Source organism: Nocardioides lentus (assembly GCF_039529515.1).
Taxonomy (GTDB): Bacteria; Actinomycetota; Actinomycetes; order Propionibacteriales; family Nocardioidaceae; genus Nocardioides; species Nocardioides lentus.
Map to the genome: position 1 here is coordinate 343,091 of NZ_BAAAMY010000002.1, position 24,133 is coordinate 367,223.

Genomic DNA, 24,133 nt, shown 5'->3' on the forward strand with positions numbered 1-24,133 from the left:
ACGGCGGCTCGCCGGGTCTCGTGGCCCCTCGGCTCCTGCGTCGCGAGCCGCCGTCCGGAGGTCGAGGCGCGAGGGCCCCCCGGGCCCGAGCCACGAGACCCCCCAACCCCGGATGGTGGATGGTGGGTCGCCGGGTCTCGTGGCCCCTCGGCTCCTGCGTCGCCTCCCGGCACCTCGACCTCCGCGCACCTCGACCTCCGAGCAGCCGTCCGGAGGTCGAGGCGCGAGGGCCCCCCGGGCCCGAGCCACGAGACCCCCCAACCCCGAACGGCGGCTCACCGGGTCTCGTGGCCCCTCGGCTCCTGCGTCGCCTCCCGGCACCTCGACCTCCCGGCACCTCGACCTCCCGGCACCTCGACCTCCGCGCAGCCGTCCGGAGGTCGAGGTGCGAGGGCCCCCCGGGCCCGAGCCACGAGACCCCCCGCACCCCGGACGGTGGATGGTGGATGGTGGGTCGGCGGGTCTCGTGGCCCCTCGGCTCCTGCGTCGCCTCCCGGCACCTCGACCTCCGGGCACCTCGACCTCCGCGCAGCCGTCCGGAGGTCGAGGCGTGAGGGGCCCCCCGGGCCCGAGCCACGAGACCCCCCAACCCCGGACGCTGGATGGTGGATGGTGGGTCGCCGGGTCTCGTGGCCCCTCGGCTCCTGCGTCGCCTCCCAGCACCTCGACCTCCGAGCAGCCGTCCGGAGGTCGAGGCGCGAGGGCCCCCCGGGCCCGAGCCACGAGACCCCCCGCACCCCGAACGGCGGCTCACCGGGTCTCGTGGCCCCTCGGCTCCTGCGTCGCCTCCCGGCACCTCGACCTCCGCGCAGCCGTCCGGAGGTCGAGGCGCGAGGGCCCCCCGGGCCCGAGCCACGAGACCCCCCAACCCCGGACGCTGGATGGTGGATGGTGGGTCGCCGGGTCTCGTGGCCCCTCGGCTCCTGCGTCGCGAGCCGCCGTCCGGAGGTCGAGGCGCGAGGGCCCCCCGGGCCCGAGCCACGAGACCCCGCGACCCGGTCGGCGGGGTCGGGCTCCGGCGCGGGGCTGGCAGGATCGGCGCATGCCGACCACCGCCGCCCCGGCCGCCGGTCTCGCCGACCAGGTGGCCCGCGAGCTGCGGGAACGCATCCTCACCGGCGACCTCGGCAGCGGCCGGCCGCTGCGGGAGTCGGCGCTCGCAGCCACGCACGCGGTGTCGCGCAACACGGTCCGTGAGGCGTTCCGCCTGCTCGCCCGCGACCGCCTCGTGGTGCACGAGGCGCACAAGGGCGTCGCCGTCCGCACCCTGACCCCGGACGACGTCCGCGACATCTACCGGGTGCGCCTCGCCCTGGAGCCGGCCGGGCTGGCGCTGGTGGACCCCGACGAGCTCGCCGCGGTGGTCGCGGTGGCGCGGCGCGCGGCGGCCGCGGACGACTGGCGGGCCGTCTCGACCGCCGACCTCCGCTTCCACCAGGTCGTCGTCGCGGCGCTGGGCAGCCCGCGGTTCGACGAGATGTTCACCTCGGTGCTCGCCGAGCAGCGCCTCGCGTTCGCGCAGGTGGCGTCGGGCCGGGACCTCCACGCGCCGTACCTGGAGCGCAACGCGGCCATGGTCGAGATGCTGCGCCGCGGCGAGCTGCAGGCGACCGAGTCCGAGCTGCGGGACTACCTGAGGACGGCCCGCGACCAGCTCTGCGACGCCGTCGCCGTGTGACGTCCGCGTAAAATCGTTCAACAATCTCTTGACGGGTTGTTGAACGATTCCTACGGTCGTGGCCCATGACCCCGTCCGAGACCACCCCCGCGCCGGAACCGTCGGCCGAGTCCCCCGCCCTGAAGGTCAGCGGCCGCAGCGGCTTCGTCGGCGCCATGTTCCTCATGGCGGTCTCGGCGATCGGGCCGGGCTTCCTGACCCAGACGACCACCTTCACGATCCAGCTGGGTGCCGCGTTCGCGTTCGCGATCCTGGTGTCCGTGCTGGTCGACATCGCGATCCAGCTCAACGTGTGGCGGATCATCGGCATCTCCGGGCGCCGCGCCCAGGACCTCGCCAACGACGCCGTGCCGCGCTCGGGCTACGTGCTCTCGGCCCTCGACGTGTTCGGCGGCCTGGTGTTCAACATCGGGAACATCGCGGGCTGCACGCTCGGCCTGCAGGCACTGTTCGGCCTCGACGTGCGCGTCGGCGCCCTCGTGTCCGCGGCCTTCGCGATCGCGGTCTTCCTGGTCCGGCGCGCCGGCGTCGCCATGGACCGCCTCATGGTCGTGCTGGGCCTCGCGATGCTGCTGCTCACGACGTACGTCGCGATCACCTCGACCCCGCCCGTGGGCGACGCGCTGATCCAGACCGTCGCGCCCGAGACCGTGAGCTGGCTGGCCGTCGCCACCCTGATCGGCGGCACCGTCGGCGGCTACATCGTCTACGCCGGCGCCCACCGCATGGTCGACAACGGCGTGCGCGGCGTGGACCAGGTCGGCGAGATCACCCGCGCGTCGGTGCTCGGCATCCTCATCACCGCGGTCATGCGGGTGGTCCTGTTCCTCGCGGTGCTCGGCGTCGTCACGACCGGCGCCGAGCTCGACGAGGCCAACCCGGTCGCCTCGGCGTTCACCGCGGCGCTCGGCGAGACCGGGCGCATCTTCTTCGGTGCGGTGATCTGGATCGCGGCGATCACCTCGGTCATCGGCGCGTCCTACACCTCGACGTCGTTCCTCAAGGTCCTCGGCCGGTGGGTCACGGACTGGGAGCGGTGGGTGGTCGTGGGCTTCATCGTGGCCTCGACGGCGATCTTCGTCGTGCTCGGCTCGCAGCCGGTGACGCTGCTGATCTTCGCGGGCGCCTTCAACGCCCTGATCCTCCCGTTCGGCCTGGGGGTCCTGCTCTGGGTGGCGTGGCGGCGACGCGACCTGCTGCACGGCTACGTCTACCCGCGCTGGCTGCTCGTCATCGGCCTGCTCGCCTGGCTGGCGACCTTCGGCGTCGGCGTGCCCGCCGTGCTCGCGCTGCTCGAGGGGATCTGAGGTGGCCACCCCGGACGGCCGGAGGGTCGACCTCAACGCCGACCTGGGCGAGGGCTTCGGCACGTGGCGCCTCGGCGACGACGAGGCGATGCTGGGGATCGTCACCAGCGCCAACGTCGCCTGCGGCTTCCACGCCGGCGACCCGACGACGATCCGGCGGTCCTGCGCCTGGTCGATCGATCGGGGCGTCGTCATCGGCGCGCAGGTCGGCTACCGCGACCTGGCCGGCTTCGGGCGACGGTTCATCGACGTCGCCCACGAGGACCTGGTGGCCGACGTGCTCTACCAGCTCGGCGCCCTCGACGGCCTGGCCCGCGCCGCCGGCGACCGGGTCCGCTACGTCAAGCCCCACGGGGCGCTCTACAACGCGATCGTGACCCACACCGACCAGGCGGCCGCGGTCGTCGAGGCCGTCACGACGTACGCCGGGGCGACCGGCGAGGCCCTGCCCGTGCTGGGCCTGCCGGGCTCGGAGTGGCTGCGCCTGGCCGACGAGGCGGGCCTGGTCACCCACGCCGAGGCCTTCGCCGACCGCGCCTACACCCCCGAGGGCACGCTCGTGCCGCGCCGCGAACCGGGCGCCGTGCTGCACGACCCCGAGGAGGTCGCCGACCGCGTCCTGAGGCTGGTCGTCGAGGGCGTGGTGACCGCGGCCGACGGCACCGACGTGGCCGTCGCGGCCGACTCGGTCTGCGTGCACGGCGACTCCCCCGGCGCCGTCGCCATGGCCGACGCGGTGCGGAGCCGGCTGGCCGGGGCGGGGATCGGGCTCGCGGCGTTCGCCGGGCCTGGGGGCGACGGGTGAGGTGGCGCCCGTGCGGCGACGCCGCCGCCCTCGTCGAGGTCGACGACCTCGACACGGTGCTGCGCCTGCACGCCGCCGTGGCGGACGCCCGACGGGACGGCGGCCTGCCGGGCGTGGTGGACCTCGTGCCCGCCGCCCGCACCCTGCTCCTGCGGTGCGCCACCACCACCGACCTCGAGCGCGCCGCCGAGACCGTGGCCGGCCTGACGCTCCCCGACGTGCCGCCGGCCACCGGGGACACGGTGAGCCTCGAGGTGACCTACGACGGCGAGGACCTCGACGACGTCGCCGGCCACCTGGGCTGCGACGTCGCCGAGGTCGTCCGCCGCCACACCTCGACCGCGTGGCGCGTCGCGTTCACCGGGTTCGCCCCTGGCTTCGGCTACCTGGTCCCGGAGCGCGACCGTGACGCGCCGCACCCCCTCGAGGTCCCGCGCCGGCCCGAGTCCCGCACCCGGGTGCCTGCCGGTGCCGTGGGCCTGGCCGGGGAGTTCAGCGGGGTCTACCCCCGCTCCTCCCCCGGCGGCTGGCAGCTGATCGGGTCCACCCGGACGCCGACCTGGGACGTCGACGTCGACCCGCCGGCCCTGCTGGTCCCGGGCACCCGCGTGCGCTTCGTCGAGGCCGGCGCATGAGCGCGCTCCACGTCGTGGCCACCGGCGCGCCCGTGCTGGTGCAGGACCTCGGCCGCCCCGGCCTGGCCGGCCTGGGCGTCGCGGAGTCGGGAGCCCTGGACCCCGGGGCGCTGCGGCTCGCGAACCGCCTCGTCGGCAACCCCGAGGACGCCGCCGGGCTCGAGGTCACCCTCGGCGGCCTGGTGCTGCGCGCCGAGGGCGAGGTGCTGCTCGCGGTGACCGGCGCGCCGCTCGCGGTCACCGTCGTGCGCGACGGCACCCGTCGTACGCACGGGGTGGGGGCCGCCGTCGCCGTCCCCGACGGCGCCGAGGTCGCGCTGGGCGCCCCCGCGCGCGGCCTGCGCAGCTGGGTGGGCGTGCGCGGCGGCCTCGCCACCGCGCGACCCCTCGGCTCCGCGAGCGTGGACCTGCTCGCCGGTCTCGGCTCGCCGCCCGGCCCCGGGTCGGTGCTGCCCGTCGGGCCCGCGCCCGAGGAGGCCGCGCCCGCGCTGGACCAGGTGCCGCTGCCCGCGCCACCGGATGGCGATCTCGAGCTGCGGGTCGTGCTCGGACCGCGCGACGACTGGTTCGGACCCGACGCGCTGGCCGCCCTGCGCGGCCCGTGGACGGTCGACGCCCGCAGCAACCGGGTCGGGATCCGTCTGGAGGGCCCCGAGCTGGTGCGGCGCGCCGAGCGCCTCGACGCGGAGCTGCCCAGCGAGGGCACCGTCGCGGGCGCCGTGCAGGTCGCCGCCACCGGCCGACCCGTGCTGTTCCTCGCCGACCACCCCGTCACCGGCGGCTACCCCGTCGTCGCCTGCGTGGTGGTCGACGACCTGCCGCTGGCGGCCCAGGCCGCCCCGGGCCACCGGGTCCGGTTCCGCCCCGTGAGAGGACCCCGACTCCCGTGACCGACCCGCGCCCCGCCCCTCCGCGCCTCGCCGCCCCCGCCGAGGCCCGCGCCCGCTTCCGGGCCGGGCTGCGGACGCCGACCTCGGGGTGGTGCGGCGGCTGGACCCAGGCCAACCTCGTCGCCGTCCCCGCCGACCTCGCCTACGACGTGCTGCTGTTCGCCCAGCGCAACCCCAAGCCGTGCCCGGTGATCGACGTGAGCGAGCCCGGCGCGACCTCGCTGTCGGTGCTCGACGGCGACGTGCGCACCGACCTCCCGGCCTACCGGGTCCACGTCGACGGCGAGCTGGTGGCCGAGGTGGACGACGCGACCGCGCACTGGCGGGAGGACCTCGTCACCTTCCTGATCGGCTGCTCCTTCACCTTCGAGGACGCCCTCGCCCAGGCGGGGGTGCCGGTGCGCCACGTCGAGCAGGGCCGCAACGTGCCGATGTACCGCACGACGCTGCCCACCCGCCCGGCCGGGCGCCTGCACGGCCCGCTGGTCGTGTCGATGCGGCCCGTCCCCGCGCACCGGGTCGCCGACGCCGTGAGGGTCACCTCGCGCTACCCCGCCGTGCACGGCGCGCCCGTCCACGTCGGCGACCCCGCCGCCCTGGGGATCGCCGACCTGGACCGGCCCGACCACGGCGACCCCGTCGACGTCCGACCCGGCGAGGTGCCCGTGTTCTGGGCGTGCGGCGTGACGCCGCAGGAGGCGATCGCCGCGTCGCGGCCGCCGTACGCGATCACCCACGCACCGGGGCACATGGCGATCACCGACGTGCGCGACGCGGAATTCGTCGTGCCCTGAGCGCGGACCTACGCTTCTCGACGTGCTGGCGACCTATCAGCGCGTCCTGGTCACCCCGGGCGCGACCGCGTTCAGCGCCACCGGCCTCGTCGCCCGGCTGCCCATCTCGATGGTCAGCCTCGGGCTCGTGCTGCTCGTCTCGGGGCGCACGGGCTCGTACGGCCTCGCGGGATCGGTGGCGGCGGCCTACGTGCTCGCGCAGGCGGCCGCGTCGATCGTGCACGGCCGCCTCGCCGACCGCTTCGGCCAGGACCGGGCGCTGCCGCCGGCGGTCGCCCTGTTCGGCGTCGGCCTGCTCCTGACGGTCTGGGCGGTCGAGGCCGGCACGGCGCCCGTGTGGTGGCACGTGCTGGCGGCCGTCGCCGGCGCCGGCCTGCCCCAGGTCGGCTCCTGCGTGCGGGCACGCTGGTCCCACGTGCTGCGTGACGGCGACGACGGCGCGCGGGTGTCCACCGCCTTCGCGCTGGAGGCCGTCGTCGACGAGGTGGTCTTCATCGTCGGCCCGGTGCTCGTCACCCTGCTGGCGACCGCGATCGACCCGGTGGCCGGCCTGGCCGTGGCGCTCGTCACCGGCGTCGGCGGCACGCTCGCCCTCGGCGCGCAGCGCCGCACGCAGCCGCCCCGCCACCCCCGCGCCCCGCGCACCACGGGCCCGGGCGCCACCGGCACGCGCGCCGCCCGGGCGCCCATGCCCTGGGCCGCGGTCGCGGTGCTGACGGTCGTCGCGCTGTCGTTGGGCGGCGTGTTCGGCTCGGTGGAGGTCGTGACCGTCGCGTTCGCCGCCGAGGTCGGTGCGCCCGCGGCCGCCGGCCCGCTGCTGGCCCTGCTGGCGGGCGGCAGCCTGGTGGCCGGTGTCGTGGTCGGCGCGATCGAGTGGCGCCGCGGCCCCGAGCACCGGCTGCGGTGGGGGGTCGCGGTCCTGACGGTCGCCATGGCGCCCCTCGCGCTCCTGGACTCGGTGTGGCTGATGGCGCCGGCGCTGCTGCTCACCGGGCTCGCGATCTCACCGAGCCTGATCGCGATGATGTCGCTGACCGAGGCGGCGGTGCCCACCTCGCGGCTGACCGAGGGCATGTCGGTGGTCCACACCGGCCTGGCGGCCGGGCTCGCCCCCGGCGCCGCCCTGGCGGGCGCCGTGGTCGACGCCTCCGGCGCGTCCGCGGCGTACCTGGTGTGCGCGGCCGCCGGCGTCCTCGGCGCGGTGGCCGCCTTCGCCGTGCGCGCCCCGGCCCGGGTGCCTACGCTCACGGCGTGAGCACCTGGCAGAACTGGGCCGGCCTCGAGACCGCCACGCCCGTCCGCGTCGAGCACCCCGCCGACGAGGCCGCGGTCGTCGCCCTGGTCCGCCGGGCCGCCCGGACCGGCGCGAGGGTCAAGGTCGTGGGCAGCGGCCACAGCTTCTCCGCGGTCGCCGCCCCGGAGGACACGCTCGTGCGCCCCGACCGGCTGTCCGGGATCCTCGCCGTCGACCGCGCCGCGGGCACCGTCGAGGTGCTCGCAGGCACCCCGCTGCACGTGCTGGGCGACGACCTGGCGCGGCTCGGGCTCTCCCTGTCCAACCTCGGGGACATCGACGCCCAGACCCTGGCCGGCGCGATCTCCACCGGCACCCACGGCACCGGGGGCCACGGCCGCGGGCTCGCCGGTCTCGCGACCCAGGTGGTCGGCCTGCGCCTGGTCACCGGCGACGGCACCGTGCTGCGGGCGACGCCCGACCACCACGCCGACGTGCTCGACCACGCGCGGCTCGGCCTGGGCGCGCTGGGCGTCCTCACCGCGGTGACCCTCGCCGTCGAGCCCGCCTTCCGGCTGTCCGCGGTCGAGGAGGTCGTCGGCTGGGACACGATGCTCGGCGGCATGGCCGAACGGCTCGCCGCGCACGACCACGTGGACACCTACTGGTTCCCCGGCACCGACCGCTGCCTGCTGCGGATCTCCGACCGGGTGCCCGCCGGCGGGCCCGACCCCAGCCCCGTGCCGTCCGCGCGCGAGCGCCTCGTCGCCGACGAGCTGCTCGCCTACGGCGCGCTCGGGGTCGCGACCGCGCTGACCGCCCGGGTGCCGCGCCTGGCGGGGCCGGTCAACCGCGTCGTCGGGCGGCTCGCGGGCGGGCGCGCCTACACCGACACCTCGCACCGCGTCCTCACCAGCACGCGCCGGGTCCGCTTCCGCGAGATGGAGCACGGCGTGCCGATGGCCGCCGCGGCCGAGGCCCTCGCCGCGGTGCGCGCGATCGCCGACCGGCACCGGGTCGGCTTCCCGGTCGAGGTGCGCAGCGCGGGCGCCGAGGACGTGCCGCTGTCCCCGGCGTACGGGCGTGAGACGTGCTACGTCGCGGTCCACGTGCACCGCAGCGTCGACCACGCGCCCTACTTCGCCGAGGTCGAGACGGCCCTGGCCGCGCTCGACGGTCGCCCCCACTGGGGCAAGGTGCACCGCCGGCAGGCCGCCGACCTCGCACCGGCGTACCCGCGCTTCGCCGACTTCCTCGCCCTGCGCGACCGCCTCGACCCCCAGCGGATGTTCGCGAACGCCTACCTGCGCCGGGTCCTCGGCCCCTAGCCCGCCGGGGCGCCCGGGTCCGGCGCCGCCGGGCCCGCGCGGCCGCGTCAGACGCTGGCGGGACCGCGCGGCCGCGTCAGACGCTGGCGGGACCGCGCGGGCGGGGGGCGTTCCAGTGGCGGTACAACGCGAGCAGCCGCCACACCAGGCACACCGCGAAGCCGGCGATCGCGGCGACCAGCGTGGGGACGCCCGCGCTGAAGCCGCCGACCGCCACGGCGGCGCCCGCGAGGGCGGGCACGGCGTACAACCCGCCGGCGAGCACGCCCGGCACCTGCCCGACGAGCAGGTCGCGCGCCATCCCGCCGCCGATCGCGGTGACCATCCCCATCAGCGCGGCCGGCACCGGGCCGAGCCCGAAGTCGGCGGCCTTCAGGGCGCCGGCGACGCAGAACAGCGCCAGGCCGAACGCGTCGAAGACCCCGATGGAGCGCTCCATCCGGCCCAGCGCGGGGTGCGCGACGAAGGTGACGAGACCGGCCACGACCGGCGCCGCGAGGTAGCGCCAGTCCACGAGCGCGGCGGGCGGGGTGGCGTCGATGAGGACGTCGCGCAGGAACCCGCCGCCGAGGCCCGTGGTGCCGGCCAGGACGAGCACCCCGAACACGTCGAGGTCGCGGCGCACGGCCACGAGGCCGCCGGCGAGCGCGAAGACGAAGATGCCGACCAGGTCCAGCACGAGCAGCAACAGGGCGGGATCCACGGGCGACACCCCCGTGACCCTAGGCCGTGCGCGTCCCACCCCCGCGCGCCCGTCTGCCGTAGGCTCGCCGGCACGGTGACCACCCCGGGAGCAGGGACGACGACACGATGACGGCTGAGTCAGAGCGCCTGACGCTCGACCGCGCCGTCGGCACCGAGCTCACCCTGCGCGGCGAGGACGGTCGCCGCTACTCGCTCCAGATCGAGGACGAGCTCCGCGAGGCCGTGCGCCGCAGCCACGACCGACCGGGGCCGGGCTCCCCATCCACCGGATCAGAAGAGGGCACCATGGACACCCCGCTCCGTCCCCGCGACATCCAGGCCCGCATCCGGGCCGGGGCGACCGCCGAGGAGGTCGCCGACGCCGCCGGGGTCACCGTCGAGAAGGTCCTGGTCTACGCGCGGCCGGTGCTCGCCGAGCGCGCCCACATGGCCCAGCGGGCCCAGCGCTCCTCGGTCCGGCGCTCCGGGGGCGACGCGACGTCGGGCCACCGCACCCTGGGCGACGCGGTCGAGAAGCGGCTGCGCGCCGTGGACGCCGACCCCGGTGCCGTCGAGTGGGACTCCCGCAAGCGTGAGGACGGCCGCTGGGTGCTCACCGCGTCGTACACCGCGGGCGAGCGCAGCGGCCTGGCCCGCTTCACCTTCGACCCGCCCGGCAACTTCGTCACCATCGACGACGACGACGCCCGCTGGCTGCTCGGCGACGAGAGCCCCGCGCCCGGGGACCCCCTGGCCGGCTCGCCGACCGGTCCGCGGCTGGTGTCGCTCGAGGACGACGAGCTGCCGCTCGGCGGCGACGCGCTGCGCCTGGTGGCCGACCCGCCCGCGGGCCTCGAGACGTACGCCGTGGAGCCGGACGCCGCCGCGACGCCCCCCGCCGGCACCGCCGGCACCGCCGGCACCACCGCCGCCGAGGCGACGTCCCCGGCCGCGCCCACGGACCGCGACGACACCCGCCAGGACGCCCGCGGCGAGGCCGGGGACCCCTCCGGCGACGACGCGGACGGTCCGGACGGCCCCGACGGGCCCGACGACGAGCCGCCCGCGCGGCGCCGGGTGCGCAAGCGCGGCGGCCGGGCCTCGGTGCCGAGCTGGGACGAGATCATGTTCGGCGGCGGCCGCAAGGAGTGAGCTCCTCCCCCGGCCACCGCGGGGGCCCTACTCACCGGTAGCCCCCGGCCCCCGGGCGCCCCTACCCTGGCCCGATGTCCTACCTGGTCACCGGCGCCACCGGCTTCATCGGTCGACACCTCGTCGAGCAGCTGCTCGCGAACCGTGACGGCGACGTCCACGTGCTGACCCGCCCCGCGTCCCGCGCGCGCATGGAGCGGCGGATCGCGCGGTGGGAGTCCGACCGGGTCCGCGTCGTGCTCGGCGACCTCACCGAGCCGGACCTGGGCGTCGACCCCGCCTGGGTCGCCCAGCACCGGGGCGAGGTCGAGCACCTCGTCCACGTGGCCGCCGTCTACGACATGGCCGCCGACGACGACGCCAACCGTGCCGCCAACGTCGCGGGGACCCAGCACGCCCTCGAGCTCGCGGCGGCGCTCGGGGTGGGCTGCTTCCACCACGTCTCCTCGGTCGCGGTGGCCGGGGACCACCGGGGCCGCTTCGACGAGTCGATGTTCGACGAGGGCCAGCACCTCGCCTCGCCGTACCACCGGACGAAGTTCGTCGCCGAGCAGCTCGTGCGCGACCAGGAGCGGGTGCCGTGGCGGGTCTACCGCCCGGCGATCGTCGTCGGGCACTCGGAGACCGGCGCGATGGACAAGGTCGACGGGCCCTACTACTTCTTCGGGCTGCTGAAGCGACTGCGCGACACGATGCCCAGCTGGGTGCCCCTGGTCGGGCTCGACCTCGGCGACACCAACGTGGTGCCGGTGGACTACGTCGCGGCGGCGATGGACCACCTGATGCACCTCCCGGGCCGCGACGGGGAGGCCTTCCACCTGGTCGACCCCGAGCCGCAGCCGGTGCTCGACGTCGTCAACGAGCTGTGCGCCGCCGCCGGTGCACCGCGGCTCGCGACCTCGGACCGCGGCCTGCTCGGTGCGCTGTCCGTGCCCGCCCGCGTCCGTCCCGGGGCCCTGCTCACCCAGGCCCTCGGCACCGCGCCCGCGCGTCTGCTGCTGGACCGGACGGTCGGCCGCGCCGGCATCCCGGCCGACGTCCTGGCGCACTCGTCGTTCCCGTCCGTCTTCGACTCGGCCGCGACCCGGGAGGCGCTGGCCGGCTCCGGCATCGAGGTCCCGCCGCTGTCGTCGTACGCGCAGCACCTGTGGAACTTCTGGGAGGAGCAGCTCGACCCCGCGGTCGGCCGCGACGCCGCGACCCGGGCGACCCTCGAGGGCAAGCACGTCGTCATCACCGGCGCCTCGTCCGGGATCGGGCGGGTCACGGCCTGGCGGGTGGCGCGGGCCGGAGGCGTGCCCGTGCTGGTCGCGCGCAGCAAGGACAAGCTCGACGAGATCGCCGCCGACATCGCGGAGGCCGGCGGTCGCGCGGTCGTCGCGCCCTGCGACCTCTCCGACCTCGAGGCCATCGACCGGCTGTGCGAGCAGCTGACCGCCGACCTGCCGACGATCGACGTCGTCGTCAACAACGCGGGTCGGTCGATCCGGCGGTCGCTGAAGCTGTCGCAGGACCGGTTCCACGACTTCGAGCGCACGATGCAGCTCAACTACTTCGGGGCGGTGCGCCTCGTGATGGGGCTGCTCCCGACGATGCGGGCGCAGCGCGCGGGCCACGTCGTCAACATCTCCTCGATCGGCGTGCAGACGCACCCGCCCCGGTTCTCGGCGTACGTCGCGTCGAAGGCGGCGCTGGACGCGTGGAGCACCGTCGTGGCCTCCGAGCTGGTGGGCAACGGGATCACGTTCACCAGCATCCACATGCCGCTGGTGCGCACGCCGATGATCGCGCCGACCAAGCTCTACGACCGGTTCCCGGCCATCTCCCCCGCGCAGGCCGCGGACCTCGTGGTCACCGCGATCGTCAGGAAGCCGCACGAGATCAACACCGCGCTCGGCAACCTCGGTGCGATCGCCCACACCGTCACGCCGAAGACGACCTTCCAGGTGCTCTACCGGGCCTACAAGATCTTCCCCGACTCCGCGGCCGCCAAGGGCGAGCTCGAGCCGGCGGACCGCCGGACGGACTCCGAGCGGGCGCTGCTGGCCAAGGTGTTCCGCGGCGTCCACTGGTGAGGCCGCGCGGCTAGGGTCGCGAGCATGAAGAAGCTGATCAACGCCGTCGGTGACGTGGTGCCCGAGATGCTCGAGGGCCTGGTGGCCGGGGCTCCCGGCCTGGTGCTGCTGGAGGGCCAGACGGTGGTGCTGCGGCGCGACCACGCCCGGCTCGGCGGCAGGGTCGCGCTCGTCTCGGGCGGTGGGGCGGGCCACGAGCCGGCGCACGGCGGCTACGTCGGGCCGGGGATGCTCACCGGCGCGGTGGTCGGCGACGTCTTCACCTCCCCCTCGACCGACGCGGTGCTGGCGGCGGTGCGGGCGATCGCGGAGGGCGGCTCGGCGTCGGGCGTGCTCCTGGTCGTGAAGAACTACACCGGCGACCGCCTCAACTTCGGGCTCGCCGCCGAGCTGGCGCGCGCCGAGGGCACCGACGTCGAGATGGTCGTCGTGGGCGACGACGTCGCGCTCGCCGCGGACGGCCACCACGCCGGACGGCGCGGCCTCGCCGGCACCGTCCTGGTCCACAAGGTCGCCGGTGCGGCCGCGGAGCGCGGCGACGACCTGGCCGGCGTCCGGGCGCTGGCGCAGCGGGTGGCCGACGACGTCCGCTCGATGGGGGTCTCGCTCGGCGCGTGCACCGTGCCCGCGGTCGGCGAGCCCGGCTTCAGCCTCGCCGAGGACGAGGTCGAGTGGGGCCTCGGCATCCACGGCGAGGCCGGCGTCGAGCGCGGCGCCATCGCCAGCGCGGACGACACCGCCGCCCGCCTCGTCGGCGCGGTGGCCGAGGACGCCGGCCTGTCCGACGGCGACCGCGTGGTGCTGCTCGTCAACGACCTCGGCGCCACCCCGCCCAGCGAGCTCGACATCGTCGCCCGGGGTGCCCTGGCCCACCTGCGCGAGCGCGGGGTGACGGTCGAGCGGATGTGGGTCGGCCGGTTCCTGACCGCCCTCGACATGCCGGGCTGCTCGGTCTCCGTGCTCCCGGTCGACGACGAGCTCCTCGGGCTGCTCGACGCCCCCACCGAGACCGCCGCCTGGCCGGCCCCCCACCAGGGCCTGGTGGCCGCGCCGGAGGCCGTGACCCCGCCCGCCGCCGCCGAGGAGCCCCCGACCGGGGAGCGGCTGGCCGCCGACAGCCCGGTACGCCGCGCGCTCGACGCGGCCTGCACCGCGGTCCGCGAGGCGGAGCCCGAGCTCACGCGCATGGACAGCGAGGTCGGCGACGGCGACCTCGGCACCGGCCTCGAGCGCGGCGCCACGGCGGTGCAGGACGAGGTCGACCGCTACGGGGCCGACCCGGTGTCCGCGCTGCGCGACACCTCCGCGACCCTGCGCCGGGCCATCGGCGGCACCTCGGGTCCGTTGTACTCGATCCTGCTGATGCGCGCCGCGGCCTCCCTCGAGGACGCCGGCTCGACCGAGCCCGCCGCCTGGGCGGCCGCCCTGCGCGCCGGGGCCGACGGGATCATGGAGGTCGGCGGCGCGGAGGTCGGGGACCGCACGATGCTCGACGCGCTGGTCCCGCTGGCCACCTCGTTCGCCCAGCACCTCGACGCCGGAGACGACCCCGCCTCGGCCTGGCGCGACGCCGTGGCCGCCGCCGAGCAGGGCACCGCGTCGACGGCCGGGACCGCCGCCCGCGTGGGCCGCTCGTCGTACCTCGGCGACCGGGTGAAGGGCACCCCGGACCCGGGCGCCCGCGCCGTGGTCATCTGGGCCGACGCTGTCGGCCGCGCCCTGGGCTGACCCGCCCCCGCGGTGACACCGGCCCCGACGTCCAGGTGCCGGGGGCCTCGAGACCCGGTGAGGCGAACGCCGAGCCCGCCCCGGGGTGGGCGAGCACCTCACGAGGACGTCGCTCGCGGGAGCGCCGATCCGGCAGGTCGGACCGCGGCTCCGGGTCGGGTCACGGGGGTGTGCAGGACGCTCGTGTCGTCCTCGACGCCGGACGCACCCGACGGTTCGTCGACGGCAGGCTCCGCGCCGCCCTCGAGGTCGCCCTCCCCGCCTGCCAGGCCGCCGGGTGCACCATCCCCGCCGCCTGGTGCGACGGCCACCGCCGCACCCCCTGGGCACATGGCGGCACCACCAACGTCACCGAGCTGACAAGTTGCGAAGGCATCCTTTGCGGTCGTGAGCAATCAGCCCTGTGCCCGGCAGTGCAAGGCCGAACTTGCCCGCTCGACTGCTCACAAGTGGAACAGGTCCTCATGGCTTCTAGTGAAGGTGCAATACAGTGCCGCCTAGGCGGAATCCTCGACGCAGGGACTGAAAAACATGTCAGCTAATTCACGGAAGCGCGCAGTTAAACTCAACGCGAGTCGCAGGGAAGACAAACATTTGTACTTGTCGGTCGAGGGCTATAAAGCAGTCCGCAATCGGCAAGAGTTGCGGGTCGCGCCCCTCACTGTGATTTCTGGAGTTAACAGTTCTGGAAAAAGCAGTTTTATGCAGCCTTTTTTACTGATGAAGCAAACTCTCGACTCGGCCTTCGATCCTGGCCCGTTGCTTCTGTATGGAGCAAATGTCAAAGTAACGGAGTACGAACAAATTCTGAGTCGGGGAAAAGCTAAAACCGATGTATCCGAAAGTTTTGCTGCTGGACTACGTCAGGGCAGCCACTCTCGAGTAGTAAGATTTAAGCAGGACGTGTCGGGAGCCCCAAAAATCGACACGGACGTCGTCATTGATGAAGATGAAGGAAACTCAACCTCACTTTCCCAGCCTCTGACTCCTAAGCAGCGTAAGGCGCTTGGGGAGATCGCCGCACGTCGCGTCGAGTCGCTAGCCAAGATGGTACCCAGATTCAAAGCTTCCATGAATTTAGATTGGGAAGTAGAGGCGTATCGAAACAGATGCTTTTTGGAGCCTGTGGTCCGAGTTTCAGAGCCGGGAGAAGAAGGCTTCACTTATCGTTTCGGGCTGGCGACTAGTTCCTATGACGACGACTGGGTAGACCTCCTTCGAGGAATCATTCACGTTCCTGGTCTGCGAGGTAACCCAGAGCGATCGTATCCGCGATCAGCGGTCGGCGAAACATGGCCCGGAACATTCGAGACGTACGTGGCAAGCATTCTTTTTGAGTGGGGAAAGAATAAGCCCGAGCGACTAACTGCTCTAGCTCACGACCTCGAACAGCTTGGACTTACGTGGAAGGTCATGGCACGTCGCGTCAACGACGCATCCGTAGAAGTGATGGTTGGGCGGATGCCACACTCTCAACAAGGCGGCGCGTGGGACCTTGTAAGCGTGGCCGACGTCGGCTTCGGTGTCAGCCAGACGTTACCCGTCTTGGTGGCTCTCCACTCCGCCAAACCTGGTCAGATTGTCTACATCGAGCAGCCCGAAATCCACCTTCACCCGCGCGCACAGTTGGCCCTCGCGGACTGCCTGGTGGCGGCGGCCAAGCGCGGCGTCTTGGTTATTGCCGAGACTCACAGTTCATTGTTGATTAGGGGCCTACAGATCGCTGTCGCCCAGAAGCATCTGAGTCCGGAGAACGTGTCGATGAACTGGTTCAGTCGCGACCCTGACGATGGGTCGCAGGAAATCACTGTTGCGGACCTTGACGCGCAGGGCAGATTTGGCGAATGGCCACTTGACTTCGACGACATCAGTCGAGAAGCAGATTGGGCGTACCTCGACGCAGTTGAGGCGGCAGAGTAATGTCCGCCGTTTCTAATCACCTGATTGTTGACGCTAATATCGCGAAGAGCGCGAAAGATCCTGCTCGACACCCAACAAGCGCGGCTTGCTGGGCACTTGCGCAACTGCTCGCCACGCGAGACTGTGCAACGGGCGCCTTTATGACTCCCACGCTCCGATCGGAGTGGCGGGAACATGCTTCGCCGACGATGGTCAGTTGGTTAGCCAGTATGGAATCGAGAAGGCGAGTACGACGGGAAGCGGATGCGCCGGTTCGCGACCTTCGGTCTGAAATCGCCGCGGTCGCTGACGACGGAATTCGCGCAGCCCTCCTAAAAGATATTCACTTGAGCGAAGCTGCAATCCTTTACGGCGTTCCAGTGGCTTCACAGGATTCACGTCAGCGCCGCTATCTTGAGCAGGTTGGTGAGTCTTACGCACTGGCGGCGAAAGTCCAGTGGTTTAACCCAGTGCAAGATTCAGACTGGGAGACGTGGGTGTACAACGGCTGTGTCGAACGCTCAGAGTTCTGCTGCACCTGACCACCTCTTTACTTGAAGTAGCAACGGAACTCTGAGGGTGGGTCCGAGTTCTGGTGCTGGGTGGAGGGTCGTCGGTGCCCTGGGTGGGCGGGGGCGCTTCTCGGGTCGCAGGGGCCCCGCGTGCGCGACGGAGGAGCGCGGGTGGGGTGGCGGCCGCCCCGCGTGCGCGACGGAGGAGCGCGGGTGGGGTGGCGGCGCGCCCCAGCCCTGGCCACCGACGACCCGGGCGTTGGGAGAGCTATGTGGTTGTCAGTCGGGTGGTGGTGGGTGCATGATTCGTGGCGCGAGACCGGAACGGCACGCCACGGGTGCCGAACTCTTGAGGCTCTGATCCCGGAGTCAGGACGCGTGGGCCAGCGAGCGTGGTCAGGGACGATCCGGTGACACGAAGGTGCTGAGCGGGCGAGATGAACCGCAGGTGGCTAGGGCCCCGCGGTGCCATGGCTGCGTGCGGGGCCGACATTCCTCTGTCGGTCGACTGCTCGGAGTGCTCTGGTGTCTCAATCGATTCTTGTTCGTCCTGATGCGGGTTGGTTCTTGTCGCTGTATCCCGACGCCGGCGAAGCGGAAGGCGCGTTCGTCGCCTCGGTCCGACCTCGGCGCGTGTGGGCGCCACCGGGGTCCGCCGCCGATCCTGTCCGGTCGCGTGCGGAGGCTGGGCGACGCGCCGGGGCGAAGGTTCGCCGCTATTGCGCGGCTACCGATTGAACCATCTCGGGACCCTGACCTACGCCGTGGGTGCCACGACCAGCGCCAGCTGCGCACCGATGTGGCGGCGTTCTTCCTCACGTTGCGGTGCGAGCCGGGTGGGAAGGCGTTCCCCTATGTCTGGGTCCCCGAGTGGCACAAGTCCGACCATGGCCTCCATATGTCCACTTCGCCGTTGGCCAGTACGTCCCCCGCCGGCTGATCGAACAGGCGTGGGGCCGAGGGTTCGTGCACATCACGCTGCTGTCGGATCTGCCGGTGGGCTCGACCTCGCTGAACGAGGCACGCCGTGCGGCCGGCTACCTGTCGAAGTACGTCACGAAGGGCTTCGAGGACCCCGGGCGCGCCCGGCTCACCGGAGCCCACCGCTACGAGGTCGCCCAGGGGTTTCAACCGACAGTGGTTCGCCTCTCGGGCTGCTCATCTGACGCGGTCCTCAACGACGCCATCGAGCACATGGGTTATGAGCCCTCGCAGGTCTGGTCCTCGAATGAGGCTGAGCTCTGGCAGGGACCGCCGGCGGTGTGGTTCGCGTGGGACTGAGCGGGCTGGCTCGCGAAGTGATCGCGACCCTGGTGGCTGCCTCGTGTGAGGCTCAGGACCTTCCGGCGAAGGTTGCTGATCCGACGGTGGTCCGGCGGGTCGGAACACCGCTCGGTGCGAGTGGTACGCCGCAGAGGGGCCCAGTCAAGAGAACCTCAGAGCCACACGTCGAGGGGCGGGGGCGCAAGCGGAGCGGCCCCCGCCCCCATTTCTGGTTCGCCCTGTCTCGCCCCGGTGTTGGTCTGTGTCGGATTGGCCCGAGGGTCAGTGACGCCAGGTGACGGCGACCCGGGCGGGGTCGAGAGTCCGGGCCCCGGGGGTGCCGGGACCCACGGTGACGTGATCGATGATCGCGGTCGTGATCGCGTGTTGGCGCGAGATGTTGAGGTCCGCCCACGACCGGCCCAGCTCGACGCCGTGGCCGGCCAACCCGGTGAGGGCTCCGGTGCGGGTGACCTGGGAAAGCTGCTCTGGGTCGCCTCGAGGCGCTGTTGGATAGGCTTCTTCGCGGTCAACCACTCCGGCATCGAGATCTCGCCCTGGCCGTCGGCTCCCATACCGCCGGGCCGACCACGACCCCACGATGGGCCCGCAGACCCGCGTGGCGACGGCTGATCAAGACCCCCTTGAGGGTGGTGGTGCGCCACGGTCGCCCGGTCACGGTGGCGATGTTCTGATCGTTGAGCCACGTCGACAGCGAACGCACCGATTCCCCGGCCAGGAACCGGTCAACCAGATAGAACAGGATCTCAGCCTCCACCGGGTCGATGGTGATGAAGTCGGCTGCGTACCCGAACGGACGAAGCGCCCCGGGATGGGGAGCCCTTCGGCGGCGGTCTGTTCGGCTTTGCGGCGCAGCCGGCGCGAGGTGTTCGCGGACTCCTTCGCCGCGAACGCCTCCGATACCCGCGCCATCAATAACCCGTCGTCGGTGCCCAGATTCACGTCACCGGTCACGAACTTCACCTGTCTCACCCCAGCGAGGGTCACGGCGATAGCGAACGCTTCCAGCTCGGCAGGTCGACGGGTCAACCGGTCGATGTTGTAGACGATCACACCGTCGAGCACCCAGTCGGCGAGATCGCTCATCATCCGCTTGTACTCCGGTCGCCGCTTCCCGCTGAACGCCGACACGTCGTTATCGACGTACACGTCAGCCACATCCCACCCCAGCGAGTCAGCAAGCTTGCGGCAGTCCGCGATCTGCCGGCGCACCCCCGCACCACGACCTTCGGCATCGTGAGAGATCCGGGCATAGATCGCTACCGCCTTCAACGCGGCCGAGGTCGACATGAGAGGTCACACTGCGACGCACGATTGACGGCGCCCTGCTGTGTCCCCACCACCACTGCCGCGTCCACGACACCCGCTACGAGACCCACTGGAGCCTGTCCGGCAAGGCCACCTTCCACCGACGCCAATAGGCCCCCGCGCCAGAACGATCGTAGACGTCGCCGGGTCTCGTGGCTCCTCGCCAGAGCTCGGAGCACCTCGACCTCCGACGGGTCTGCTCGCACCTCGACCGCCGGCAGGGCCGGGGCGCGGGGTCAGGACCAGGCGAGGGCCGAGCGGGTGGCCCAGTAGGACCCCGGGTCCTCGGCCACGACGTCCGGCACGGGACCGTCGTACGACGAGGCCGCGAGGTTGGCGTGCAGCTGCGCGACGCTGCTGGCGCCGGAGAGGACGACGTCGACGAACGGCTGTCGCCGCACGGCGGCCAGCGCGAGAGCGTCGGGTCCGACGCCGGCCTCGGCTGCCGCCCCGGCGAGCGGGGAGTCCGGGCCGGCGAGACGACCGTTGGCCATCGCCTCCTTGACGACGACCAGCCACCCGGCGTCGTGGGCCTCGGCGAGCAGGCCGCCGACGGAGGTCTCGAGCACGTTCCAGGTCGCCTGGACGGTGGAGAAGGGCGAGTCCGACAACGCCAGCGCCCGCCGCAGCGCCACGGACTGGTCCGCGCCGGAGGTGGACAGCCCCACCCGGACCCCGATCGCGGCCAGGTCGCGCAGCCGGTCCAGCAGGACGCCGTCGGCCAGGGCCGGCGAATCGGTGGTGAGACTGTGCACGAGGTAGAGGTCGGGCTGTCCGAGGGTCTGCTGGGTCTCGGCCCACTGCCGCTCGAAGGTGTCCACCCCGTGGTCCTTGACCTCGTGCTCCTCGGCGCCGGGGGTGAAGTCGGCGACGTAGGTGTAGCCCCACTTCGAGCCCACCCGCAGCTCCGCGCGCCGACCCGGGTGGGCGGCGAGCCACGACCCGACGAAGGCCTCGCCCGACCCGTAGGAGCGTGCCGTGTCGAGGTGGCGGACCCCGGCGTCCCAGGCGGCGTCCAGCACCGCGTGGGCGTGCGCCTCCAACCGGTCGCGGTCGTAGCGGTCGACACCGAGGTCGGCGGCGACCTCACGGTGGAGGGTGATGTACTCCGGCCGACCGAGCGCCGCCGTGCCGAGCCCGATCACGGCGCTCACCGCGCGTCCCCCGGTCCGGGGCCCGTCTCGACCGGACGCGACGGGTCGGAGACCCAGTGGCTCCACGAGCCCGGGTAGAGCGCGGCGCGCACGCCGAGCTGCTCCAGCACGAGCACGTCGTGGGCCGCGGTGATCCCGGAGCCGCAGTAGACCGCGACGTCGGCACCCTCCTCCAGCGCGCCGAGCCCGGCGTAGCGGGCGCGGAGCTCCTCGTCGGGGCGCAGCAGGCCGTCCTCGCCCAGGTTCGCGACGGCCGGCGCGCTCCGGGCGCCCGGCACGTGACCCGCCACCGGGTCGACCGGCTCCACCTCGCCGCGGTAGCGCTCCTGCGGCCGCGCGTCCAGCACGACGCGACCGTCGAGCAGGTCCGCGGGGGACGCGGTCGGCATCGCGCCCGGCACGGGCTCGAAGTCCCCCGGCTCGACCTCGGGTCCGGGGCCGGTCTCGACCTCGTGGCCCGCCGCCACCCACGCGGGGTAGCCGCCGTCGAGGACGGCGACGCGCTCGTGGCCGTGGTGGCGCAGGAGCCACCACGCGCGGGCCGCGGAGGTCCCCCCGGCGGCGTCGTAGCAGACCACCGGCGTGTCGCGTCGTACGCCGAGGGCGCGCACGGCCGCGCCGAACAGGTCCACGTCCGGCAGCGGGTGGCGTCCGCCGTCGACCACGGCGTGGTCGGCCAGCACCGCGTCCATGTCGACGTAGGACGCGCCCGGCAGGTGGCCGGCCGCGTAGCGGTCGAAGCCGTCGGTCGCGCCCAGGCGCCACCGGACGTCGAGCAGCGTCACCGGCCCCGCCGCGCGCAGGGCGACGAGGTCGGCGACGGTGACGACGGGGCCGACCGGATCCAGTGGAGCCGGTCCCGGGTGGGAGCTCAGCAGAACCGCTCCTTGGGGGTCTGCTCCGCGGTCTTGGCCGCGTCGCGCTCCACGACGTCGCCGAGGGCCTCGTCGATGCGGGTCATCAGCTCGGCGGGGATGGTGACCCCGGAGGCCGCGACGTTCTCGTGGACCTGCTCGGGACGCGAGGCGCCGATCAGCGCGGCGGCGACGTTGTCGTTCTGGAGCACCCAGGCGACGGCGAGCTGCGCCATCGTCAGGTCGAGCTCCTGAGCGACCGGCACCAGCTGCTGGACGCGCTCGAGCACGTCGTCGCGCATGTAGCGCTTGATCATGTCGGCGCCACCCTTCTCGTCGGTCGCACGCGAGCCCGCGGGCAGCTCCTGGCCGGGCTTGTACTTGCCCGACAGCACGCCCTGCGCGATCGGCGACCACACGATCTGCGACACCCCCAGCTCGCGGCTGGCGGGAACCACCTCGTCCTCGATGACGCGCCAGAGCATCGAGTACTGCGGCTGGCTCGAGACCAGCTGGAAGCCCAGGTCGCGGGCCAGCTCGACGCCGGCGCGCAGCTGGTCGGCCGTCCACTCCGAGACCCCGATGTAGTGGGCCTTGCCGGCGCGCACGACGTCGGCGAACGCCTGCATCGTCTCCTCCAGCGGCGTGAAGGAGTCGTAGCGGTGGGCCTGGTAGAGGTCGACGTGGTCGGTCTGCAGACGACGCAGCGAGCCGTCGATCGACTCCATGATGTGCTTGCGCGACAGCCCGGTGTCGTTGGGCCCCTTGGGCCCCGTCGGGAAGTAGACCTTCGTGAAGATCTCGAGCGACTCGCGGCGCTCGCCCTTCAGCGCGTCACCGAGGACCGTCTCGGCCTGCGTGTTGGCATAGACGTCGGCGGTGTCGAACGTCGTGATGCCCGCCTCGAGCGCGGCGCGCACGCACTGCGTGGCGACGTCGTTCTCGACCTGCGAGCCGTGGGTGAGCCAGTTGCCGTACGTGATCTCGGAGATCTTGAGACCCGAGCTGCCGAGGTGCCTGTAGTCCATGCTCCGACCCTAGCCAGCCCGCGGCAGGGCGGCCCGCCGCGCTCAGCCGACGGTCCGGCTGGCCTCCACGGCGAGACGGTCGACCAGGTCGTTCATCGGGTCGCCCGAGTGGCCCTTGACCCACCGGAACGCGATCGGCTCCCCGCCGTCGAGCCGGTCGGCGACCAGGTCGACGAACGGCTCCCACAGGTCGCGGTTGGCCACCGGCTTCTTGGTCGAGTTGACCCAGCCACGGCGCCGCCACCCCTTCCACCACTCGTCGCGGAAGCAGTTGACGACGTACGTCGAGTCACTGACCACGACGAGCGGCCCGGGGTGGGCGAGGACGGCCTCGTACGCCGCGCGGATCTCCATGCGCTGGTTGGTGGTCGGCGACTCCGCGCCGGAGGCGTGGTGCTCGAGGTCGGAGGCCCAGGCCCAGCCGCCCGGACCGGGGTTGCCCCGGCAGGCCCCGTCGGTGAACACCTCGATCGCGCCGTCCGGCTGGGCCATGGCCGCCGGCTGGGCCTTGCGCGCGCGCCCGCCGGCCCCGGCGGCGGAGCCCCCCGTGGAGCCCGCCGTGGGGCTCCCCGCGGAACCACCCGTCGAGCCGGCGGCCGCCTTCGCGGCCGCGACGCAGCCCTCGTGGACCCAGGGGCCCTTCGGTCCCGCGCGCAGGATGACCTCGCCGGGGATGACGGCGCCGCCGCACTGCGGGCAGCTGCCCGGGTACCTCGCTTCCACGGGGCCCAGTATCGGTGCCGAGCGGCCCGGCGGGGCCGACGGGGTGCGGCCCGTCGCGCGCCCCGGCGTGTGGAAGGATCGCCGCCCGTGGCGGACCTCCTCTTCTTCACCGGGACGATGGACTCCGGCAAGTCGACGCTCGCCCTGCAGACCAACCACAACCACTCCGCGCGCGGACGGGTGGGTCGCATCTTCACCGCCCACGACCGCGCCGGCACCTCGACACTGTCGAGCCGGCTGGGGCTGACCCACGACGCGATCGAGGTCCCCACCGACCACGACTTCTGGGGCTACGTGGTCGGCGAGCTCACCCAGGGCGGCCGCGTGGACTACCTGATCTGCGACGAGGTGCAGTTCTACACCGCCGAGCAGGTCGAGCAGCTCGCCAAGGTGGTCGACGAGCTCGCGGTCGACGTGTTCGCGTTCGGGATCCTCACCGACTTCCGCGGGCGTCTGTTCCCGGCCACCTCGCGACTCGTCGAGCTGGCCGACCGCATGCTCACCCTCCAGGTCGAGGCGCTGTGCTGGTGCGGGGAGCGCGCCACCCACAACGCCCGCACCGAGGACGGCGTCATGGTGACCGAGGGCGAGGTGGTCGTCGTCGGCGACGTCGGCACCGGTCCCCCGTCCCACCCCGACGACGAGCCCGAGGTCGCCTACGAGGTGCTCTGCCGGCGCCACCACCGGCGTCGCGTGACCGCCGCCCGCGCCCGCGCGACCTCGCTCGTCGCGGATCCGCTGCCCTTCGGCTGAGGTAGGATCGGGTCCCGGGGCCCTCTGCTCCGGGTGACGAGACGGGGGTTTCCTCATGTGGGTCGCCATCACTCTGGCCGTCGCGGCCGCCGCGTTCCTGGCGTACGACTGGCGCCGCGGTTCCGCGCTGAAGAAGAGACTGGCCGAGGACACCTTCCGGCCCAACCTGCCCCACGGGACCACCCCGTCCCCGGACGCCCGTCACAGCATGAGCGCCCACGACCACCTGTCGCGCTCGCACGGCAACACCGCCGCCGGGGGCAGCACGTTCATGTAAGGGTTCAGCCGGCGTTCAGCCGCCGTCGGGG

The 24,133-nt window shown here is 73.2% G+C and carries 22 protein-coding genes; 15 read left to right on the forward strand and 7 right to left on the reverse strand.

The annotated features are described in order from the left end of the window. Nucleotides 1-1,042: 1,042 nt before the first annotated feature. From ABD158_RS05230 to ABD158_RS05265, 8 genes are all read left to right on the forward strand, one after another. The gene (locus ABD158_RS05230; protein ID WP_344004679.1) at nt 1,043-1,678 is read left to right on the forward strand and encodes a GntR family transcriptional regulator; all 636 of its coding nucleotides are present in this window, start codon (nt 1,043-1,045) and stop codon (nt 1,676-1,678) included. A 65-nt stretch (nt 1,679-1,743) separates the two neighbouring features. Then, nucleotides 1,744-2,985 (forward strand): NRAMP family divalent metal transporter, encoded by a 1,242-nt coding sequence (locus ABD158_RS05235; RefSeq protein WP_344004681.1) that lies wholly within the window; start codon nt 1,744-1,746, stop codon nt 2,983-2,985. 1 nt (nt 2,986) lies between these two features. Next, the gene (locus ABD158_RS05240) at nt 2,987-3,790 is read left to right on the forward strand and encodes a LamB/YcsF family protein (protein WP_344004683.1); all 804 of its coding nucleotides are present in this window, start codon (nt 2,987-2,989) and stop codon (nt 3,788-3,790) included. Next, a complete protein-coding gene (locus ABD158_RS05245; protein ID WP_344004686.1) occupies nt 3,787-4,425 on the forward strand; it encodes a 5-oxoprolinase subunit B family protein in 639 nt (212 codons plus the stop codon). Before ABD158_RS05240 ends, ABD158_RS05245 begins: the two co-directional genes overlap by 4 nt. Continuing rightward, nucleotides 4,422-5,315 carry a 5-oxoprolinase subunit C family protein gene (locus ABD158_RS05250; protein WP_344004689.1) on the forward strand — a complete coding sequence of 298 codons (894 nt, stop codon included), beginning with the start codon at nt 4,422-4,424 and terminating at the stop codon, nt 5,313-5,315. Before ABD158_RS05245 ends, ABD158_RS05250 begins: the two co-directional genes overlap by 4 nt. Continuing rightward, nucleotides 5,312-6,109: a putative hydro-lyase gene (locus tag ABD158_RS05255; RefSeq protein ID WP_344004690.1), complete on the forward strand. Its 798-nt coding sequence runs from the start codon at nt 5,312-5,314 to the stop codon at nt 6,107-6,109. The genes ABD158_RS05250 and ABD158_RS05255 overlap by 4 nt, the downstream gene beginning before the upstream one ends. A gap of 22 nt (nt 6,110-6,131) precedes the next feature. Next, complete coding sequence (locus ABD158_RS05260) at nt 6,132-7,364, forward strand: MFS transporter (protein WP_344004693.1); 1,233 nt, start codon at nt 6,132-6,134, stop codon at nt 7,362-7,364. Then, entirely contained in the window at nt 7,361-8,671 is a 1,311-nt protein-coding gene (locus ABD158_RS05265) for a D-arabinono-1,4-lactone oxidase (protein ID WP_344004695.1), read from the forward strand. The genes ABD158_RS05260 and ABD158_RS05265 overlap by 4 nt, the downstream gene beginning before the upstream one ends. A gap of 76 nt (nt 8,672-8,747) precedes the next feature. Here the strand turns inward: ABD158_RS05265 and ABD158_RS05270 are convergent, their stop codons facing one another. Then, nucleotides 8,748-9,383, reverse strand: coding sequence for a trimeric intracellular cation channel family protein (locus ABD158_RS05270; protein WP_344004697.1), 636 nt, complete (start codon nt 9,381-9,383; stop codon nt 8,748-8,750). A gap of 98 nt (nt 9,384-9,481) precedes the next feature. Between ABD158_RS05270 and sepH the strand changes: the two genes are divergently transcribed. The 5 genes from sepH to ABD158_RS05295 all read left to right on the forward strand — a co-directional run bounded on the left by sepH (nt 9,482) and on the right by ABD158_RS05295 (nt 18,002). Beyond that, nucleotides 9,482-10,507, forward strand: a complete 1,026-nt coding sequence (gene sepH, locus ABD158_RS05275) for a septation protein SepH (RefSeq protein ID WP_344004700.1) — start codon at nt 9,482-9,484, stop codon at nt 10,505-10,507. A 74-nt stretch (nt 10,508-10,581) separates the two neighbouring features. Continuing rightward, complete coding sequence (locus ABD158_RS05280; protein WP_344004703.1) at nt 10,582-12,582, forward strand: SDR family oxidoreductase; 2,001 nt, start codon at nt 10,582-10,584, stop codon at nt 12,580-12,582. A 24-nt stretch (nt 12,583-12,606) separates the two neighbouring features. Then, the gene (gene dhaK, locus ABD158_RS05285; RefSeq protein ID WP_344004705.1) at nt 12,607-14,310 is read left to right on the forward strand and encodes a dihydroxyacetone kinase subunit DhaK; all 1,704 of its coding nucleotides are present in this window, start codon (nt 12,607-12,609) and stop codon (nt 14,308-14,310) included. A gap of 600 nt (nt 14,311-14,910) precedes the next feature. Then, entirely contained in the window at nt 14,911-16,230 is a 1,320-nt protein-coding gene (locus ABD158_RS05290) for an AAA family ATPase (RefSeq protein ID WP_344004707.1), read from the forward strand. Between the two features lie 1,457 nt (nt 16,231-17,687). Beyond that, nucleotides 17,688-18,002, forward strand: coding sequence for a hypothetical protein (locus ABD158_RS05295; protein ID WP_344004710.1), 315 nt, complete (start codon nt 17,688-17,690; stop codon nt 18,000-18,002). Nucleotides 18,003-18,513: 511 nt separating this feature from the next. Here the strand turns inward: ABD158_RS05295 and ABD158_RS19250 are convergent. From ABD158_RS19250 to ABD158_RS05320, 6 genes are all read right to left on the reverse strand, one after another. Further along, on the reverse strand, nt 18,514-18,762 hold the full coding sequence (locus ABD158_RS19250; RefSeq protein WP_425573142.1) for a recombinase family protein: 249 nt from the start codon (nt 18,760-18,762) through the stop codon (nt 18,514-18,516). Beyond that, nucleotides 18,660-19,295, reverse strand: coding sequence for a recombinase family protein (locus ABD158_RS05300; protein ID WP_344004713.1), 636 nt, complete (start codon nt 19,293-19,295; stop codon nt 18,660-18,662). Before ABD158_RS05300 ends, ABD158_RS19250 begins: the two co-directional genes overlap by 103 nt. A 254-nt stretch (nt 19,296-19,549) precedes the next feature. Beyond that, on the reverse strand, nt 19,550-20,467 hold the full coding sequence (locus tag ABD158_RS05305; RefSeq protein ID WP_344004716.1) for an aldo/keto reductase: 918 nt from the start codon (nt 20,465-20,467) through the stop codon (nt 19,550-19,552). After that, a complete protein-coding gene (locus ABD158_RS05310; protein WP_344005307.1) occupies nt 20,464-21,345 on the reverse strand; it encodes a sulfurtransferase in 882 nt (293 codons plus the stop codon). The genes ABD158_RS05305 and ABD158_RS05310 overlap by 4 nt, the downstream gene beginning before the upstream one ends. Continuing rightward, nucleotides 21,339-22,349 carry an aldo/keto reductase family protein gene (locus tag ABD158_RS05315; RefSeq protein WP_344004719.1) on the reverse strand — a complete coding sequence of 337 codons (1,011 nt, stop codon included), beginning with the start codon at nt 22,347-22,349 and terminating at the stop codon, nt 21,339-21,341. The genes ABD158_RS05310 and ABD158_RS05315 overlap by 7 nt, the downstream gene beginning before the upstream one ends. A gap of 42 nt (nt 22,350-22,391) precedes the next feature. Beyond that, on the reverse strand, nt 22,392-23,072 hold the full coding sequence (locus ABD158_RS05320) for a ribonuclease H family protein (RefSeq protein ID WP_344004722.1): 681 nt from the start codon (nt 23,070-23,072) through the stop codon (nt 22,392-22,394). Between the two features lie 87 nt (nt 23,073-23,159). Here ABD158_RS05320 and ABD158_RS05325 point away from each other — a divergent pair, with 87 nt between their 5' ends. Continuing rightward, nucleotides 23,160-23,825 (forward strand): thymidine kinase, encoded by a 666-nt coding sequence (locus ABD158_RS05325; RefSeq protein ID WP_344004725.1) that lies wholly within the window; start codon nt 23,160-23,162, stop codon nt 23,823-23,825. Between the two features lie 55 nt (nt 23,826-23,880). After that, nucleotides 23,881-24,102 carry a hypothetical protein gene (locus ABD158_RS05330; protein WP_344004727.1) on the forward strand — a complete coding sequence of 74 codons (222 nt, stop codon included), beginning with the start codon at nt 23,881-23,883 and terminating at the stop codon, nt 24,100-24,102. Nucleotides 24,103-24,133 lie beyond the last annotated feature (31 nt).